General features: G+C 53.2%; 21 protein-coding genes. 14 read left to right on the top strand and 7 right to left on the bottom strand.

Annotated elements, in window-relative coordinates; genetic code table 11:
- The first annotated feature begins 37 nt into the window (after positions 1–37).
- The 4 genes from mpeA to SynRS9902_RS02130 all read left to right on the top strand — a co-directional run bounded on the left by mpeA (position 38) and on the right by SynRS9902_RS02130 (position 3242).
- On the top strand, positions 38–535 hold the full coding sequence (mpeA, locus tag SynRS9902_RS02145) for a class 2 C-phycoerythrin subunit alpha (RefSeq protein ID WP_006850994.1): 498 nt from the start codon (positions 38–40) through the stop codon (positions 533–535).
- A 339-nt stretch (positions 536–874) separates the two neighbouring features.
- The gene (locus tag SynRS9902_RS02140; protein ID WP_186509802.1) at positions 875–1741 is read left to right on the top strand and encodes a phycobilisome rod-core linker polypeptide; all 867 of its coding nucleotides are present in this window, start codon (positions 875–877) and stop codon (positions 1739–1741) included.
- Positions 1742–1878: 137 nt separating this feature from the next.
- Entirely contained in the window at positions 1879–2778 is a 900-nt protein-coding gene (locus SynRS9902_RS02135; RefSeq protein WP_186509801.1) for a HEAT repeat domain-containing protein, read from the top strand.
- 107 nt (positions 2779–2885) lie between these two features.
- Complete coding sequence (locus SynRS9902_RS02130) at positions 2886–3242, top strand: Nif11-like leader peptide family natural product precursor (RefSeq protein WP_186509800.1); 357 nt, start codon at positions 2886–2888, stop codon at positions 3240–3242.
- Here the strand turns inward: SynRS9902_RS02130 and SynRS9902_RS02125 are convergent.
- The 5 genes from SynRS9902_RS02125 to cpeB all read right to left on the bottom strand — a co-directional run bounded on the left by SynRS9902_RS02125 (position 3239) and on the right by cpeB (position 7450).
- A complete protein-coding gene (locus SynRS9902_RS02125) occupies positions 3239–3877 on the bottom strand; it encodes a HEAT repeat domain-containing protein (RefSeq protein ID WP_186509799.1) in 639 nt (212 codons plus the stop codon). The genes SynRS9902_RS02130 and SynRS9902_RS02125 overlap by 4 nt on opposite strands.
- 69 nt (positions 3878–3946) lie before the next feature.
- Entirely contained in the window at positions 3947–5272 is a 1326-nt protein-coding gene (locus tag SynRS9902_RS02120) for a HEAT repeat domain-containing protein (RefSeq protein WP_186509798.1), read from the bottom strand.
- 498 nt (positions 5273–5770) lie between these two features.
- Complete coding sequence (locus SynRS9902_RS02115) at positions 5771–6205, bottom strand: DUF2656 family protein (RefSeq protein WP_186509797.1); 435 nt, start codon at positions 6203–6205, stop codon at positions 5771–5773.
- A 134-nt stretch (positions 6206–6339) separates the two neighbouring features.
- Entirely contained in the window at positions 6340–6834 is a 495-nt protein-coding gene (gene cpeA / locus SynRS9902_RS02110) for a class 1 C-phycoerythrin subunit alpha (RefSeq protein ID WP_006851808.1), read from the bottom strand.
- Positions 6835–6895: 61 nt separating this feature from the next.
- Positions 6896–7450: a class 1 C-phycoerythrin subunit beta gene (gene cpeB, locus SynRS9902_RS02105; protein WP_006850931.1), complete on the bottom strand. Its 555-nt coding sequence runs from the start codon at positions 7448–7450 to the stop codon at positions 6896–6898.
- 309 nt (positions 7451–7759) lie between these two features.
- Between cpeB and SynRS9902_RS02100 the strand changes: the two genes are divergently transcribed.
- The 10 genes from SynRS9902_RS02100 to SynRS9902_RS02055 all read left to right on the top strand — a co-directional run bounded on the left by SynRS9902_RS02100 (position 7760) and on the right by SynRS9902_RS02055 (position 13922).
- Positions 7760–7993 carry a hypothetical protein gene (locus SynRS9902_RS02100; protein WP_115080475.1) on the top strand — a complete coding sequence of 78 codons (234 nt, stop codon included), beginning with the start codon at positions 7760–7762 and terminating at the stop codon, positions 7991–7993.
- A 62-nt stretch (positions 7994–8055) separates the two neighbouring features.
- A complete protein-coding gene (locus tag SynRS9902_RS02095; RefSeq protein ID WP_186509796.1) occupies positions 8056–8667 on the top strand; it encodes a phycobiliprotein lyase in 612 nt (203 codons plus the stop codon).
- Between the two features lie 5 nt (positions 8668–8672).
- Positions 8673–9380, top strand: a complete 708-nt coding sequence (locus SynRS9902_RS02090) for a 15,16-dihydrobiliverdin:ferredoxin oxidoreductase (RefSeq protein ID WP_186509795.1) — start codon at positions 8673–8675, stop codon at positions 9378–9380.
- Positions 9377–10192 (top strand): phycoerythrobilin:ferredoxin oxidoreductase, encoded by an 816-nt coding sequence (locus SynRS9902_RS02085; protein WP_186509794.1) that lies wholly within the window; start codon positions 9377–9379, stop codon positions 10190–10192. Before SynRS9902_RS02090 ends, SynRS9902_RS02085 begins: the two co-directional genes overlap by 4 nt.
- Before the next feature lie 136 nt (positions 10193–10328).
- Positions 10329–10847 (top strand): phycocyanin subunit beta, encoded by a 519-nt coding sequence (locus SynRS9902_RS02080; RefSeq protein WP_038551074.1) that lies wholly within the window; start codon positions 10329–10331, stop codon positions 10845–10847.
- 37 nt (positions 10848–10884) lie between these two features.
- Complete coding sequence (gene cpcA / locus SynRS9902_RS02075; RefSeq protein ID WP_115080337.1) at positions 10885–11373, top strand: phycocyanin subunit alpha; 489 nt, start codon at positions 10885–10887, stop codon at positions 11371–11373.
- 74 nt (positions 11374–11447) lie between these two features.
- Positions 11448–12041: a chromophore lyase CpcT/CpeT gene (locus SynRS9902_RS02070; RefSeq protein ID WP_186509793.1), complete on the top strand. Its 594-nt coding sequence runs from the start codon at positions 11448–11450 to the stop codon at positions 12039–12041.
- Positions 12041–12814 (top strand): HEAT repeat domain-containing protein, encoded by a 774-nt coding sequence (locus tag SynRS9902_RS02065; RefSeq protein WP_186509792.1) that lies wholly within the window; start codon positions 12041–12043, stop codon positions 12812–12814. The genes SynRS9902_RS02070 and SynRS9902_RS02065 overlap by 1 nt, the downstream gene beginning before the upstream one ends.
- Positions 12814–13446 (top strand): HEAT repeat domain-containing protein, encoded by a 633-nt coding sequence (locus tag SynRS9902_RS02060; RefSeq protein ID WP_186509791.1) that lies wholly within the window; start codon positions 12814–12816, stop codon positions 13444–13446. Before SynRS9902_RS02065 ends, SynRS9902_RS02060 begins: the two co-directional genes overlap by 1 nt.
- Positions 13443–13922 carry a low molecular weight protein-tyrosine-phosphatase gene (locus SynRS9902_RS02055; RefSeq protein WP_186509790.1) on the top strand — a complete coding sequence of 160 codons (480 nt, stop codon included), beginning with the start codon at positions 13443–13445 and terminating at the stop codon, positions 13920–13922. The genes SynRS9902_RS02060 and SynRS9902_RS02055 overlap by 4 nt, the downstream gene beginning before the upstream one ends.
- Here the strand turns inward: SynRS9902_RS02055 and SynRS9902_RS02050 are convergent.
- Positions 13906–15423, bottom strand: a complete 1518-nt coding sequence (locus tag SynRS9902_RS02050) for a bifunctional pantoate--beta-alanine ligase/(d)CMP kinase (RefSeq protein WP_186510485.1) — start codon at positions 15421–15423, stop codon at positions 13906–13908. The two genes, SynRS9902_RS02055 and SynRS9902_RS02050, sit on opposite strands and share 17 nt — an antisense overlap.
- The gene (locus tag SynRS9902_RS02045; RefSeq protein WP_186509789.1) at positions 15420–15959 is read right to left on the bottom strand and encodes a septal ring lytic transglycosylase RlpA family protein; all 540 of its coding nucleotides are present in this window, start codon (positions 15957–15959) and stop codon (positions 15420–15422) included. The genes SynRS9902_RS02050 and SynRS9902_RS02045 overlap by 4 nt, the downstream gene beginning before the upstream one ends.
- Positions 15960–16218 lie beyond the last annotated feature (259 nt).

The raw sequence follows: 16218 nt of genomic DNA, 5'->3' as shown, positions 1-16218 counted from the left end.
CGATTTTCTGCACACCTGAACACCCTTCTTCTTAATCATGAAGTCCGTTATCACCACCGTCGTCGGCGCAGCCGACAGCGCATCCCGCTTCCCCACCGCTTCCGACATGGAGTCCGTCCAGGGCTCCATCCAACGTGCCTCTGCTCGTTTGGAAGCTGCTGAAAAGCTGGCCAGCAACTACGACCAAGTTGCCCAGGAAGCTGTTGATGCTGTCTACGCCCAGTACCCCAACGGTGCCACCGGCCGTCAGCCCCGTAAGTGCGCCACTGAAGGCAAAGAGAAGTGCAAGCGTGACTTCGTTCACTACCTGCGCCTGATCAACTACTGCCTGGTCACCGGCGGCACCGGCCCTCTGGATGAGCTGGCCATCAACGGCCAAAAAGAGGTCTATAAGGCCCTCAGCATCGACGCTGGCACCTACGTGGCTGGTTTCTCCCACCTGCGTTCCCGCGGTTGCGCCCCTCGCGACATGAGCGCTCAGGCTCTGACCGCTTACAACCAGCTGCTCGACTACGTGATCAACTCCCTCGGCTGATCATCAGTCAAGCTGAGTGATTTTTTGATCTAACCAAGGGGTGGGCCAAAAGCCCACCCCTTTTTGTTTTCAAAATCAAAAAACACAAATTCTTGACAATTAAGAGTAAACAATTCTGGAGCGATCCAGAAAATCCGTGGCTAATTAACAAACAATTTTGCCACAGTCAAAGACGCAATGTTTACTCTGTGTGGCAATTGGCGAATTATGGGCATCGAAACGCATCAATACTCAATTTCGCTGAATTTTTCTCGGCAAAGCTTACTAACAACAGCTTAAAGAGTTGTTTTAAAGCATGTTGGGAAGAGTCACCACAAATCACCTCCCCTCACCAACCTTATGTTAAGTACACAAACCAGCCCCGCTGGAATGGCGTCGGCTAGCCGCACCAAACCAGCCTCGTACGCCATGCCAAGCAAGGCTGGCAAAAACACTGTTCATCGGACAGTAGCTGGATCAATTGCTGAATTTAAGCGCAACACTTGTTCTCAGATGGGGCTCGGAATTGGCCCTAGGCTGCATAGCGAATGCCCCTTCGGTTCAGTTTTTGATGAGTATCACCCCAGTGATTCCTGGGCTTTAGAGAGAACAATTAATGACGCCTACAGACAAGTTTACGGAAACCTACCTCCAACCGAAAACGAGCGGTGCAGCTCCCTTGAAGCACGCTTGATGAACGGAGAAATTACGGTCCGCGACTTTGTCAACGGATTAGCGAAATCCCCTTTCTACAAGGACAATTACTTCCATAGTGTTGCCCCACAACGTGGGATCGAGCTTAATTTCAAACACCTGTTAGGGAGAGCTCCTCTCAATCAAGAAGAAGTTCAAAACAGTATCAAACTTCAAGCAGAACAGGGTTTTGATGCTCTGATTGACAGCCTCACAGATTCCGCAGAATATGCAGAGGTTTTTGGATCAGACATCGTTCCTTACATGCGAGCGGGCGATTCCTACGCAGGGATGATGACCAGCTCATTCAACTTAATGCGTGAACTTGCCGGCACAAAGGTTGCCGTCAGCGACAATGCACAAGGGAGCCGTAGTCGCACTACAACGCAACTGGCTGTTGCCGCGATCAGCATGATGAAGCCAATCCTGAAAGCTGCCCCAACACTGCCCCAACAAAAGTATGGTGCACAACAGCCTCCCAAAAGGACTGGCGCTGTTCCGTTCCGACCGTTCGGGGTTAAACCGTTTGCCTGAGGTTAATTCAGGCAATTCTTGCAATAACTCTTGCCCTCTTCCCAGGAAGGGGGCTTTTTTAATGCAGCACAACACAGGATGGCAAGGGCCTGATCGGCGTCGCTTAGATTGCTACACAACAAAGAGGAACGTACGCAGTGCTCCAGGATTTCACCGATATCTCATCAATCAGCAAAAGCCAACTCACGGAAGAAGAAGCACTCCAGCTCGCTGATGAACTCAGTGGAAAATTAAGCGAAGGTGAGATCCCAAAATCTGATGCCGAGTCACTTAAACGGATGGTCGCCGGACTTGGGGACGCGAGAGGCGCCTTACGACTCACCTTTGCTAAAAGTCTTGGGGCAGTTGGGTACGAAGCTCTACCCATTCTTTGTAAAGCACTTCGCCAACACCAAAATGTGGTCGTAAGACGAGCATCAGCCAAAACACTTAATTTGATTGGCAACAAGGACGCGTTGCCTTATCTGCTTGAAGCCTTTTTAAAAGATGATGACCCAGTTGTACTTGGATCATCTGCTGGAGCAATGGCCACCATTGGTCCAGATGCCATGGATTCGTTGCTTGGAATCCTAAAAAATCCAGACTGCACACCATTTCAGGTTGGATTAATCAATCTCGCACTGAGTTTTATCGGGTCTAAGGCACCGGAGGCATTGCTCGAGGCTGCCGATTCAGACGTGGCAGAAGTTCGAGTTGCTGCAATTTCAGCCTTGGGAGATCAAATACAAAAGAGTGACAATTTAAGAGCACAAAATAGAGTATTTCAGGCACTCGAGGACGTCTCAGCAGACGTCAGAGCAGAGGCAGTGACTCTCATAGGAAAATCATGTGACGCCGAAGATGTGGAAACATTACTACTGAAAAAACTAAGCGACGAAGACACACAAGTTCGGAAAAATACTGCATTATCCTTGATGAAATTAGATGCACTAGGGGCCATTGAGCAGCTAAAGATGGCAGAAAAAAAAGAAGATGATCCCGACGTGAAAGCCGTTCTCAAAGTCGCGATCAATATTTTATCAGCGAAAAATGATTAAACCACCCAAAAGGCTTGTCCAAACAAACAATCAATAAGTTTCAGCTCGTTGTAGCTTTAAAGGTGAAGTTATCGATATAGTTGAAGAGGCAGTCTATACACCGGCAGATGTCAAGAGCTGAGTTCATCCGTTTTCTTGGTGTGCTCGAAGAAGACACCACGTTTAGGTCTTTATTTCGTGAGGCTGAGCCCGAGGAGATCCTCAAGCTCGCTGATCAACATGGATTTATCTTTTCTGATGAAATAAAAGGGCGTTTTCTTAATCGATGGGCAGGGGTGTACTTCTGCCCATTTGCTAATGATGTTGGAAGACTATGCCCCAAGATGGTACCGGAAGGATTCAGCACACTGCTACATTATTCGCAAACGACTTGTGCTAAAGATGACAAAGTAGAACGTTTTGACTTCCGCGCTGGAGGTTATTACGAAGGAGTAGAAACTGTAGCTCGACAAAAAACAGTCTAATGCTTTGAATTGAGCAGATTCTGAAGACGTGCCAACGCAGATTGAGCTGCTTCCTGAATCAAAGGATCTGTATTATTGTCCTGCAGTGAACGTAAAGCATCTTCAGCCAAAGGGTTGGGAATATCGGCAAGAGCCTGAGATGCACTGAAGATTAAAGCAACATTTTGGCTGCTGAGAGACTTGGCCAAAATTTGGATTGCCTCTTCAGACTTGAATTGTTGCTTGCCGATCTGACCAAGACACATCAACGCACCTTGTACGACAACCATATCTGAATCTTCGATTCCTTGCTCCAACATTTGCATGACTGAATCAGGAAACGGCTGATCGGGAAAATTCTTGAATACTTGCACGAATGCTTTGGGGCAACAACGCCTTGCAGTTTGATTGACTGTTGTTGCATAAAGGTCGATCAAAGGATCGAATGCATCACTTCCAAAGAAACCAATGCCTTTAACAGCTGCTCTATAAACTTTAGGGTCATGATGACAAAACAGGTCTAACAATCTTGGCAATGCTTCTTCCCGATAGTTCTCAGAAAGAATCAAACAAGCTTCTTCTTGAATCCTAGGGTTGGGATGCATCAGGTCTTCAAACAGTGCATCAACAGAAGGGATAGTCGAATCGCCGTTCACTTCAGAAATAATGACCTGTACTTAATACTAGCATTGTTGACTAAGGCTATTTGGGTTCAAACTTAGTTCTTATCTACGATCCAGAATGCTTTTCGCTTTGAGCTTCACCAAATCATCAACATCAGCATTGACAAGCGTTTGCAATTGACATTGATATTGATTTTTGAGATGGTCGCTCTGATCGGAATTGATCACAAGGAGGCCGACATAATGCATATCCCAACTAAGCTTATTATCACCAGACAAAAAATGATCCAAGAAGCACATGCATTGCTCAGGAAACAGCCGAGCATAAGAAAGCAAAGCAGCTGGAGGTGATTTTCTAAATTGAGGACGCTTATCTATAATAGCATCTGAGAGAATTTTGCGAATATGAAGCAATGCTTCGTCTGTCCAACCTTCAACAAGGCCAAACAATCGCATCAAAAAATAGTGTGCACCATAGTCATTGTGAGCTTTATCTTGCCAGCAATTCTCAATAGCACTCCAAATCTCTTGAGCATCACGTTTTATTAGTGTCTGCATCGCAAGATAGCAACGACTGAAATCGGGATGGAACAAGCCGTCAATCAGTAGCTCTGTAGGCAAAGGATCGTCGTAATGATGGAGGACAGTGATCAAACGAGGATCGTCAAACAAAACTTGATCTACTGCTGATAGTGAATCACTGTCTGAGAGTTTGTTTGACGGGTTATTCAAGAGAGATCTCACAGCTCGCATCCGAAATGCAGGCGATATTGGTGCTTGCATCAAATCAGACAAAAGCTCTGCAGCATTTGCATCGATCACATCCTGCACAGCCGACTGGCGATCCATTTGATTGGAGCCATACAAATGATCTGAAAGCTCAGCCAGATGAGATTGATCTCCAGATAGATGAATCATGGCAGCGATGGCAGCACCGCGGACCGAAGTCTTTTCATGAGCTGTATGTACTGAAATAGACGAAATTGCTGATTTAACAGAAAGCTTTGAGAGACTTTGAATTAGGACTCTTTGATTCTGGCTAGCATCATCTAACAAATCGATCATATGTTGGTGCACTTCAGGATCTTGACAGTTCAAATGAGACAATGCCCAAGCTGCATTCTCAACCATATACACATCAGAGCTACTTAAAAAACTCGAAATTTTGGACGTAGCCTCTGCAACCCCTAATCGCGCAAGAACTTCTACGGCTTTGCGTTGTGCAAGACCTACAGGTACATCCGCAGAACACTTATCCAAAAATGCCAATAATGCTTGGCTTGTTTTCGGGCCAGGAAAATTAATCAAATGAGAAGCGGCCATATAATAATCGCTTTCACTCTCAAGAACATCAATTTCTTTAGACAAGATATCAACTGCTCCCTGTTGATCCAAGCCAGCATGAATATTATCGAAAAGACCAGTCATCAGTAATGGTCAACATTCGGACGATTCTACTTGAGGCTCGTAATTCAATGGGTCCTGTCGGGATAAGAAAGTAATAGCAAGCTTGCCATCAGACGACACCGGAGGCAAAATTCTTCTGAGCCACAACAAAAAATATGGGACCTTTCCCAGGACGATTGATCCATGTTTCCACTGGTGTGATGGACGGCTGCAGGCCCTCAACTTCCCACACAGTTTGCGTTGACACCCGGTTCATGGCGCAATGGATGAAATCTTTTAGAAATTGCAATACACCTATAACATCTGTTGGCTGGAGCGCGGTAGATCAGCCTTCGATACCAGCACCCAAAAAGCAACCTTCTACATCCAAGGTTCGGAAACTAGTAGAGAAACTAACACCCCAAAAAGAAACCACTCCTAACAAGAAAGAAAAAACGGGTTCCGACAAGCCAGAGGCCAACAAACGTAAAGCTACCTCTAGCCGCCGTAGGAATCGCCGGAAACAAGCCTGATCAAAATCTATGAGGCTCTCGAAGAGACTTCAAAAATCGCATCTTCGGATCGCCCAGCTTTGAGAGCTTCCCAGTTGATCGCTTGAAGAAAAGTGCTTTCATCGGGCGTTTCAACCAAATCAACACCCCAATATCCCTCCTGGAGTGGAGCTCCAGGAGAAGCTGGGGAATCTTTCCTTCCACCAAGTGCCAGGACAACGTGATTCATGTCGTGTCCGAGTTGACGACGGTAATCAGACCAAGTCTGAACTAAATCAACAGCCATATCTTGCGGAGATAAATCAGATGATACAGATAGTTTCCAATGAGGATGGCCAAGAACTTCCGTTGAATAAATATTTTTCGAAAGAGATTTAAGTTCTTGAGCAAGCAGTTCAAAATTCAATGCAGGCACTAGATCTGATTGAACCTGCAAATTGTGAGATAGAACAAACGTTGTCATCAAAAAAATACACCTTTGATGAATCTAATGGAATTTCAGTTCGTCTGTGATGGATGATCGGTGGTCTTCCATCTGGCTGACACAAAAAAAGGGGGGAACTGCTGCTCCCCCCTATCCCTAGGATCTTGAATTGATCAAGACAGAGCGTTAATCGCGTAATCAAGATAGCTCTTGAACTCGTTAAGAGCCTGAGGGCTCATGTCGCGAGGAGCGCAAGCACGATCGCGAGTGTAAGTCAGAGCTTCGATGTAGGCGTTGGTGGGAAGACCCAAGGTGCGATACACCTCACGTGCTCCTGCAATACCCCACTCATCGAGAGGACCAGTACCACCCACGATGAGGCAGTAGTTGATCAAGCGCAGGTAGTGACCGAGGTCGCGGTAGCACTTGTCGACCTTCACTTGGCTATCACCGGCTTCACCGGGTTGCCGCAGATAGGCATACTTATTGAAGCAAGCATCACCTGCTTCGCGGGTGACGTTGTCCAGACCGGCGGCCAGCTTTTCGGCAGCTTCCAGACGTGCAGCTGCACGCTGGATATTGCCCTGAACAGCCTCAAGATCGTTCTGGGAAGGGAAGCGACCGGCTGCATCAGCTGCGGTCACAACAGTGGTGACGACGGATTTCATTTGAGATCCTTAGGTAAAAGGTGCTGAGAAGGTAAGGAGAAAAGACTTGATCGTCCGCAGATCAGCTGATCGCGCCAATCACACGATCGAAGTAAGAACCTGCTTCAGCCACCAGTGCAGAGCAGTCGCCCTGAGTGGTTTCCATCTTGCGGTACTTAGCACCACCGCTGGCAGGAGAGTTGGTCTGACCAATCAGAGCCGTAGCTGCGGATTTCATGATCGCGACAGCACGGGCAGCAGACTGGGTAGGAACACCTAAAGCGATATAGGTTTCCTTGAGGCCATTCAAGCAACGGTCATCCAGCACGGACGCGTCACCAGCCAGAAGTGCATAGCTGATGTAGCGAAGCACAATCTCACCATCGCGAAGGCACGCAGCCATCCGACGGGTGGGGTAGCAGTTGCCGCCAGCCTGGATCAGACCTGTGTTTTCGCAGATCATGCCGGTGACTGCATCGGAGACGATGCAGTAGGCGTTGGAAGTAATGGCATTCACAGCGTCCAAACGCTTGTTGCCATCTTGCACGTAGGAGCGGAGGCTAGCGAGATCGCTACCACCAACAGGTGCAGTTTTGGCGTCAGCGCTGACGACTGTGCGGGAGAATGCGTCGAGCATTGGGGGCCAGACAGTTTTGGGGATGCAGTGCTTCGGAAACCGCCGGGTGAACAGGCCTTAGAAGCCCGGAGACCCAAGGGTGATGGAAGCGCTGACCCAAGCTAAACTCAGTTATCAGCAGGGTTCGTCAAACAGCCCCCTTTACGCAAAAGTTTGTCACCTTGGGCCAAATACCCCGGTTAACGCCCTAGGAATTAGGCCGATCCGAGGGCAATCTCTCCTTTATTGACGCAAACCCGAGCAAAGGTTCACAAAAGTCTTGGGCAGGCATCTGTCAGGCTTAGGATCTTTTGGCTCAATCAGAACTTCATGGACAACGCAGCGTCCGATTTACCTACCCTTGAAGAGTTGCAAGCGTCCATCGATGAATTAGCTGCCTACAGGGAAAGACTTTTTCAGGATGTAGTTGGTTTAGGCAAAAAACTGCGCTTATCACAAAAGAAGATTGACTCCACTGTTGCAGCACATCCAGAGCTTCAAAGACTTGACGAAGTGATGTCACAGCTGGTTGCACAGAGAAATGCACAGCAGAGCAAGTCTTGAATTGCAAAAAAATTTTTTACCGGCTCGCCTGTATTAACTAATTTTCTTCAAAGCACAAACCAATGGTGCAGACACTTTCCCCGCCGATGACAATGGCGGATTTCTTCGAAGCCAGCCGAGGGACTTGGTTAAACAGGCGCGCTGTTCATCACCACGACTATCAAGATGACGAAGCTGCGGATTCCAATCTAGTCATTGAACCATTTAGTGCTGATGACCCGGTCGTCACCAAGATCTGCAATTCTTTGAACATTAAAACCGAAGACAGCTCAGGTGGAGCACGATTTTGGTGGGAAAGCAATATCAAGAAGGGCGTTCGCAACGATGATTACGCTGCAGTGGTTATCGACGTTCCTGACCATGAAGATCCCCGAAAGGGGTTTCTACTTCGAGATGTTGGATATGTTGAAAAACAATCTGTTTTAAGCACTTACAGCTTCGCAGACGACGGCGTCGTGACGATCACGACGCGATACGACACCAATATTGGCATTGAACGCTGTTGGTTTGTGACCGATCAGATCAGAATGAGAGTGAGTTCTGTTCAGTGCTTAGATGGTGTTGCAATGACCACATACTGCACCGAGTTTCGGTGCCCTACTGATGCCGAAATTTCAGATATCACCCAGCAGGCACAACAACTGGCAATGGCGTCTTCAACAGTTAACAACTGATCACCATGTTTGATCCATTTCTTGAGGAATTGCTTTCAGGAATCAAAGCCCGGGGCGCAGTACCCGTTGAGGTTCCTATTGGACTTCAGCACAATCAATCATCCAAACGCTCTAGCACCATCAAGAGCTGGCTTTGGGACGTGCCTGGCTTTCGGAGGTGGCGCGTTACCCGGTTGGATGCTGGTGACAGCTTGCAGGTCCTGAATTCAGTTGCCTATCCCGACTACACCTACGACCATCCATTAATGGGAGTTGATCTGCTCTGGTTCGGTGCCAAGCAGAAGTTGGTTGCTGTTCTTGATTTCCAACCACTTGTTCAAGACAAGGACTATTTGGAGCGCTACTTCGATGGACTGAAGTCACTCAACGCTCAATTTCCGGATCTCAATGGTGAAGAGACCATGCGTTCCTTTGATCCAAATCAATACTTTTCCTCATGGCTGCTGTTCTGCCGGGGCGGAGCAGAACAGGCGACATCATCGCTACCCCCAGCTTTCAGCGCTTTTCTAAAAACCTACTGGGATTTACACGACGAAGCAGTTAAAACCCCTTCTTCCATTAATCCAATCGAAGTGGAACAACTTCAGAAAAATTATGATATCTACAGTGCAGAGAGAGATCCTGCACACGGCCTATTTACCAGCCATTTCGGAAGTGAATGGTCTGATCGTTTCCTGCACGAATTTCTCTTCCCCGCCAGCCAGCCCAAATGACCTTCCCTCTCCGCACGACGAGTCTTGATCCTGTCCAGATCCCCGGATGGCGCTGGCAGCCTTTTCTCGACACCGCCGTTGCGGCACTGAGCTCTCTGCAGCCGAATCCTTATCCAATTGCGGATCGTTTTCTACAAAAAGAGGGCAGCACAGGATCCAAGGCAAAACCAGTGCCGGTCAGCACTGCAACCTGGGCCTGTTCAACAGAAAAGCTGCGCCAAGTGCGCTGTGCCTGCGTTGAGGCTGGTGCGGCTGCATCGGTGCTCAACTTCGTGATCAACCCCAGCAGTCGTTTTGATCTTCCTTTCTTCGGAGCCGATCTGGTAACGCTGCCCAACGGGCACCTGCTCGCTCTGGATTTGCAACCTGTCGACAAGACAGATCCCAAGCACACGGACCCGGTTTGGCAGCGGCTGATGCCGCTTTTCGAGCGCTGGCGCGCCGAACTGCCCGATGGGGGACCCATTCCTGACGAAGCACAGCCCTATTTCTCACCTGCCTTTCTCTGGACCAGGATCCCTCTTGGGGAGGAAGGCGATGCGCTGATTGACCGCGTGATCCGTCCGGCTTTTGCGGACTACCTTCAGCTCTACCTGGCGTTGGTGGAGGAGGCGCAGCCCGTTGACCATGAGCGTGCTGCACACCTGCTCTCGGGCCAGAAGCGCTACACGGCGTACCGCGCCGAGAAAGATCCAGCACGCGGCATGTTGACGCGCTTTTATGGCAGTGAATGGACGGAGTCGTACATCCACGGCGTGCTGTTTGACCTCGAAGAAGCCACCGCCACTTCCTTGTCGCCGCAAGGGAGTTAAGCATTATGAACAGCTTTCGGGACGCTCCCGAGCTGTTGGCCAGAATCGCGGGCGACGGGATGGAGGCAATAGCCTTCAACCATCCCTTTCAAGTCTGAGATTCCCGCTCCAGACGTAGTTCACAGGAACAACAACCATGTTCGACGCCTTCACCAAGGTTGTCGCCCAGGCCGATGCCCGGGGACAATTCATCAGCACCAGCGAGATCGACGCCCTCGCTGCCATGGTTTCCGACAGCAACAAGCGTCTGGATGCCGTTAACCGCATCTCCAGCAACGCCTCCAGCATCGTTGCTTCGGCCGCTCGTCAGCTGTTTGCCCAACAGCCTTCTTTGATTTCCCCCGGTGGTAACGCCTACACCTCCCGTCGTATGGCTGCTTGCCTTCGCGACATGGAGATCATCCTGCGTTACGTCACCTACTCCGCTTTCACCGGTGATTCTTCCGTGATGGAAGACCGCTGTCTGAACGGCCTTCGCGAGACCTACCTGGCCCTCGGCACCCCCGGTGCTTCGGTTGCAGCTGGAGTCAACCTGATGAAGGAAGCCGCTCTAGCACTCGTCAACGACAAAGCTGGCATCTCAGCTGGTGACTGCGCCTCCCTGAGCAGCGAAATCGGCACCTACTTCGACAAAGCCGCAGCTTCCGTCGCCTGATCGACGCGTTGATTCGACGTCTTACTTCTCCTAACCAATGAAAACCCCTCTCACCGAAGCTGTTGCAGCAGCTGATTCTCAGGGACGTTTCCTGAGCAACACCGAAGTTCAAGCTGCCTCCGGTCGTTTCAACCGAGCCAAGGCCAGCCTCGAAGCTGCTAAGGCTCTTACCAGCAAGGCTGATTCCCTGGTGAACGGCGCTGCCCAGGCCGTGTACACCAAGTTCCCCTACACCACCCAGATGGCTGGGCCGAACTATTCAGCCACCCCCGAAGGCAAAGCCAAGTGCTCCCGTGACGTGGGCTACTACCTGCGCATGATCACCTATTGCCTGGTCGCTGGTGGTACCGGCCCCATGGACGACTACCTGATCGCCGGTCTGGACGAGATCAACCGCACTTTCGAGCTCTCCCCCTCCTGGTATGTGGAAGCTCTGAAGCACATCAAGGCCAACCACGGCCTCAGCGGCGACGCTGCTACCGAAGCCAACAGCTACATCGATTACGCCATCAACGCTCTGATCTGATCAGCTGACGTTGCATTCCAAGCCCCCCTCGGGGGGCTTTTTTTATTGTTCTTTTTCGGCCCCATCAGAGCGCTGTGATCACCCTCAACGTTCGGCGTTTTCTCAACCTGCTCTGCGGCGAATACAGCAACCAGCAGCAAGCCTTCGACAACCCACCCCTTTATGCCCACATTTTTCTGAGGTATCGCCCGCTCATACAGCTCCTTCCAGGATCGATTCTGCTCGAACAGACCTATGCCGTTGATCCCAAGCATCCCTATCGGTTGCGCATGATCCGCGCTGAAGAGCAGGCCTCCGGCGCCATCAAGCTCTGGAATCACACCTTCCGTGATCCGGAACGCTTCGCCGGAGCCACGTTTGATCCACAACTGCGCCTTGCCATTCAGGACAGCGACCTGATCAGCCTGGATCAGTGCCACTACCAAGTGCTCGAACAGCCAGACGGCTACCACGGCGCCATGGAACCAGGCTGCAAATGCATCGTGCAACGGAATGGCAAAGACACCGTGCTGGTGAGCAGCTTTCATTTGCAGGGAGACTCCCTTGCGACCCTCGATCGCGGTCATGACCCGGAAACCAATGAGCGTTGCTGGGGCTCGGTGGCGGGACCGTTCCGGTTCAAACGAACTGAAAGCTGGACAGCCGATATGGCATCGGCCTGGGTGTGATGGAACCGCTGAGTGAAACGCAGGTGATCCAAAACCTCCGCCAGACGGAGGACCCTTCGGCGCAGTACTACGCCGCCTGGTGGCTCGGAAAAATGCGCAGCCAGCATCCTGATGCCATCCCTCTTCTGCTCAAGGCTCTTGGAGCACTGGATGCCACGCCGATTGATCCAGAACAGCGCGGTGTCGCTCTCAACGCGATCCGTACTCTCGGTTTGCTCAGGGACATGAGAGCAGAACAACCTCTTCTGGCGCTGCTGCACTCCAACGATTACACCGTGCGAGAGGAGGTGGTCCGCACGCTTGGTGCCATGGGCAGCTGTGGGGCTGTTGAGGGCATCCGCGCCTTGCTTGCCGGTGGATTGGAGGGAGCAGGAGCTGAGCAACCCTCATCCCCCTTGCTCAACGAACCCTGTGAAGCGTTGCTGGAAGCCCTCGGTGACATTGGTGATGGAAGCAGTAGAAATCTCGCTGTGATTCAGCCGTTTACGGAGCACCCGCGGCCATTGATCCGTTCAGCGGCCTACCGAGCCTTGCTGCAGCTGACCGGTCGTGATCAATGGGGGATGGAACTAAAAAAGCTGCTGAACCATCCAGAACCCCTGGTACGCCGCGGCGCGCTGCTGGACCTTGGCGCCACCGGCTGGCTCGGCGCCGTGCCCTCGATCCGCTCGGCTGCGGTGGAACCCAGCCTCAAGTTGGTTGCACTCCGAGAGGTGGCGGAACGCAACGTCGACCCCGATGACGTTCTCGACACAATGGACGGACTGCTCTGATGACCAGCACAGCATTGGACCAGGCGCTTCAGACGCTCGAGCGGGCCACCAGCACTCCTGAGCTGGTTCAAGCAACGCAAGCCCTTTGTGCACTAAACGACCTTGAGGCCGCCAAACCGCTCGTGAAGGTGCTGGGGTTCAACAATCCAGCGGTGGCAGCCGTGGCAACACAGGGGCTGATTCAACTGGGACAGGACATCGTTCCCATCCTTCTGGTGAGCCTGGATGCCCGCAATTACGGCGCACGGGCCTGGGTAGTGAAGGTGATTGCCGCCTTGCGGGATCCACGGGGTCTTGACCTCCTGGAGCATGCCCTTAAGGCCGACATCGCTCCGAGCGTGCGGCGCTCAGCAACCCGTGGCCTGGCGGACTTGGAGCTCAGTGAAGATGCAGCGCACGATCAGCTTGTGCGCTGTTTCGAGGGACTGTTCAAAGCCGTGCGAGACGACGAGTGGGTGGTGCGTTACGCAGCGGCCTACGGACTCGAGCAACGCTTGAACAGCGCTGCTGTGTCAGCGCACCTCGCCGAACAGGGCCGTGCCGCACTGAACCAGCTCGCATCCGATGCGGAAGGTGTCAGGGTGGTGCGGCTGCGGGCCCTGAAAGCCCTCCAACGCCTCAACGCCGGATGACCCAGAAACTGTTGTTCGTCTGCCTCGGCAACATCTGCCGCTCACCAGCAGCCGAAGGCGTCTTCCTGCATCTGCTTGAAAAGCGTGGCCTCAGTGATCAGTTCGTGGTGGATTCCGCCGGAACAGGCGGATGGCATGTGGGCAACCCGGCAGACCGACGCATGCAGGCGGCCGCCAACCGCCGCGGCATCAACCTCCCCAGCCGAGCAAGGCAGATCAGCCTCGACGATTTCTCGAGTTTCGATCTGGTGCTGACCATGGACGACGACAATCTCGCGGCCGTCCAGGTACTGGCTCGCGAAGCCGGGCCCCGAGCAACGGCCAGCATCAAGCCCATGCTCAGCTACGCCGGCCGGTTCTCTGAAACGGAAGTGCCGGATCCCTATTACGGGGGCGAGGCGGGCTTCGAGCATGTGCTCGACCTGCTCGAGGATGCCTGCGCCAACCTGCTCGACGAGCTCAGCCCGCCGGCGTAGGCCAGGCTTCTTCAGCCACCCGAGACCGGAACTGCCCCACCAGGGCATCGATCACAGCCTCGATGCTCATGCCATCGGTCACGAGCTCAACGGCATCGTCCGCCTGCACCAGAGGAGCCTCCTCACGGGTGCTGTCGAGGTGATCCCGTTCGGCGATCTGTGCTTCAAGCTCAGATCGCTCAGGCACCGGGAAGCCTCGCTGGTCCAGATCCAGAGCCCGGCGCCGGGCCCGTTCGCCCACCGTGGCCGTAAGGAACACCTTCAGATCCGCATCCGGGAAAACAGCGGTGCCGATGTCGCGGCCTTCTGCCACCAAACCACCCTTGGCACCCATCGCTTTCTGTTGAGCGGTCAGCGCTTGCCTGACGCAACGGTGGGCGGCCACGGCCGAAACCGACGCGGTGACCTCCGGCGAGCGAATCGCGTCACTCACGTCCTGCCCATTCACCAACACCTGCTGGCCACCACCGGGCAGCGACCGCAGCTGAAGGTCGAGGTCGTTCAACAGCGGTGCAATCGAAGCCGAATCCTGCGGGTCCACACCGTTCTGTTGCACCAACCAGGTCACCGACCGATACATCGCACCGGTGTCGAGGTAAACCAGCCCCATCCGCTCAGCAAAGGCCCGAGTCACGGTGCTTTTGCCAGCACCGGCAGGGCCATCGATGGCAACAAGAGGCTGGCGGGTCATCAGGAAGACGTGATCAATCAAACGGGTCGTCCCGCAACGCACCGCCGCGGCCAACAGTGAGATGGCCGTTTCAGCGCCACAGGGCTGAAGGGTGCGGGGATCGACCCTCTCTACATACTCCACTTCAAGTCCTGCTTCAGCGAGGCACTGTCGCACCGAAGTCTCAGGATCACTGGGATCGGCACGACGCAGTGCCGCCGGCAGAGCAGCGGCTCGAGCCCGATCAACAGAAGAGAGGTATTGGTTACGGGAACTCAACGACAAACCATCGGATTCACGAACGGTGGGAACGCCCTGCACCGCCACGCCCAGATCAAGATCGGCCACGAGCCGGCGCAGGATCACCAGCTGCTGCCAGTCCTTCTCACCCAGCCAAAGGCAGGACGGCTCCACCAGCTGCAGCAGTCGGGCCACCACCGTGACCACCCCATCAAAGTGACCGGCACGGGAGGCTCCACAAAGATGGGTCTGCAGGTCTACCGGTGCTGAACGCGACACCGCCGACTGAGGTCCACCGGGATAGACCGTGTCGACCGCCGGAGCCCAAAGGGCATGGGCGCCACAACGTTCGGCTAAATCGCGATCCGCTTCGAGGGTTCGCGGGTAGCGATCAAAGTCTTCAGCTGGCCCAAATTGGAGTGGGTTAACAAACACACTCACCAGCACAGGACCCCGTGCTGCAGCGAGGCGGATCAGCTCACCGTGACCCTGGTGCAACCCCCCCATGGTGGGCACGAATTGCAGAGGTCCACCGAGGTTGGCCCGGAAGCGTTCTAGCTCGGCCTGGGTGGAGAGAACGACGCAGCTCAGCGCAGCACCTCAAGCTTGACCTGGGCAATTCCAGAGGCTGTCAGTCCCAGGTCAGAGGCGGCGCCGTGGCCCAGGTCGATCACCCGGTGATCAATGAAAGGTCCGCGATCGTTGATGCGGATCACGGCGGTGCGCCCGTTCCAGAGGTTGGTGACGCGCACTTTTGTTCCAAAGGGAAGCGTGCGGTGGGCCGCCGTCATCGTGCCGCGCTTGTAAATCTCACCGTTAGCCGTGAGGTTGCCGTAAAAACCGGGGCCGTACCAACTGGCCTCACCAGTGATGACCTTCACCACTTCTGGAACGACCTTCAGCTTCGGCTTGGGGAGTTCAGGGGAAGGAGGTGCAAGAACTGGTTTGACCTCTGCCGGAGAAAGCGTTGCCTGCAGCCCAGGAGTCTGGGGCTCGACCACCAGATCCAGAGGGTCAAGGGGCTCCGCACCGTTGAGCGAAAGGAAATCGCTGGCCACGACCGGCAGGAGGGCCGCACTGCCTGAGATCGCTCCGGAGAGCGTGGCCAACGTCAGGAGGACTCGCATGCAGAACGGCGTGGCCAAGGTCTTGGAACTGAGCGCGCACAGTTCCCGGCCGTTGGCAGGCCTCACAAAAAGATTGTTGTGAACTTAAAAAAGGTGCTCTTGGAAAGAAACTGGGCGCCATCACCGCGATCGGCACAGCCACCCAGGCCCGCCTCTTTCGCTAAACCGCATGCCGACTGGCCGATCAACGCCGGAACGCAAGCCCCTGGGCATAAGCCGAGAGAGAACAACCGATAAGCACAACCAATCAGATGCTGTG

Origin of the sequence: Synechococcus sp. RS9902 (assembly GCF_014279635.1) — a bacterium.
In the GTDB taxonomy this organism is placed as follows: Bacteria; Cyanobacteriota; Cyanobacteriia; order PCC-6307; family Cyanobiaceae; genus Parasynechococcus.
The sequence above is the reverse complement of the archived record's forward strand: the minus strand, read 5'-3'. Positions and strand labels throughout refer to the sequence as shown.

Bases quoted from the DNA above. Each gene is read 5' to 3' on its own strand.
- SynRS9902_RS02080 (WP_038551074.1), top strand. From the start codon at position 10,329: ATGTTCGACGCCTTCACCAAGGTTGTCGCCCAGGCCGATGCCCGGGGA.
- SynRS9902_RS02130 (WP_186509800.1), top strand. From the start codon at position 2,886: ATGTCAAGAGCTGAGTTCATCCGTTTTCTTGGTGTGCTCGAAGAAGAC.
- cpeA (WP_006851808.1), bottom strand. From the start codon at position 6,834: ATGAAATCCGTCGTCACCACTGTTGTGACCGCAGCTGATGCAGCCGGT.
- cpcA (WP_115080337.1), top strand. From the start codon at position 10,885: ATGAAAACCCCTCTCACCGAAGCTGTTGCAGCAGCTGATTCTCAGGGA.
- SynRS9902_RS02115 (WP_186509797.1), bottom strand. From the start codon at position 6,205: ATGACAACGTTTGTTCTATCTCACAATTTGCAGGTTCAATCAGATCTA.
- SynRS9902_RS02120 (WP_186509798.1), bottom strand. From the start codon at position 5,272: ATGACTGGTCTTTTCGATAATATTCATGCTGGCTTGGATCAACAGGGA.
- SynRS9902_RS02095 (WP_186509796.1), top strand. From the start codon at position 8,056: ATGGTGCAGACACTTTCCCCGCCGATGACAATGGCGGATTTCTTCGAA.
- SynRS9902_RS02085 (WP_186509794.1), top strand. From the start codon at position 9,377: ATGACCTTCCCTCTCCGCACGACGAGTCTTGATCCTGTCCAGATCCCC.
- SynRS9902_RS02065 (WP_186509792.1), top strand. From the start codon at position 12,041: ATGGAACCGCTGAGTGAAACGCAGGTGATCCAAAACCTCCGCCAGACG.
- SynRS9902_RS02055 (WP_186509790.1), top strand. From the start codon at position 13,443: ATGACCCAGAAACTGTTGTTCGTCTGCCTCGGCAACATCTGCCGCTCA.
- SynRS9902_RS02060 (WP_186509791.1), top strand. From the start codon at position 12,814: ATGACCAGCACAGCATTGGACCAGGCGCTTCAGACGCTCGAGCGGGCC.
- cpeB (WP_006850931.1), bottom strand. From the start codon at position 7,450: ATGCTCGACGCATTCTCCCGCACAGTCGTCAGCGCTGACGCCAAAACT.
- SynRS9902_RS02090 (WP_186509795.1), top strand. From the start codon at position 8,673: ATGTTTGATCCATTTCTTGAGGAATTGCTTTCAGGAATCAAAGCCCGG.
- SynRS9902_RS02100 (WP_115080475.1), top strand. From the start codon at position 7,760: ATGGACAACGCAGCGTCCGATTTACCTACCCTTGAAGAGTTGCAAGCG.
- SynRS9902_RS02140 (WP_186509802.1), top strand. From the start codon at position 875: ATGTTAAGTACACAAACCAGCCCCGCTGGAATGGCGTCGGCTAGCCGC.
- SynRS9902_RS02045 (WP_186509789.1), bottom strand. From the start codon at position 15,959: ATGCGAGTCCTCCTGACGTTGGCCACGCTCTCCGGAGCGATCTCAGGC.
- mpeA (WP_006850994.1), top strand. From the start codon at position 38: ATGAAGTCCGTTATCACCACCGTCGTCGGCGCAGCCGACAGCGCATCC.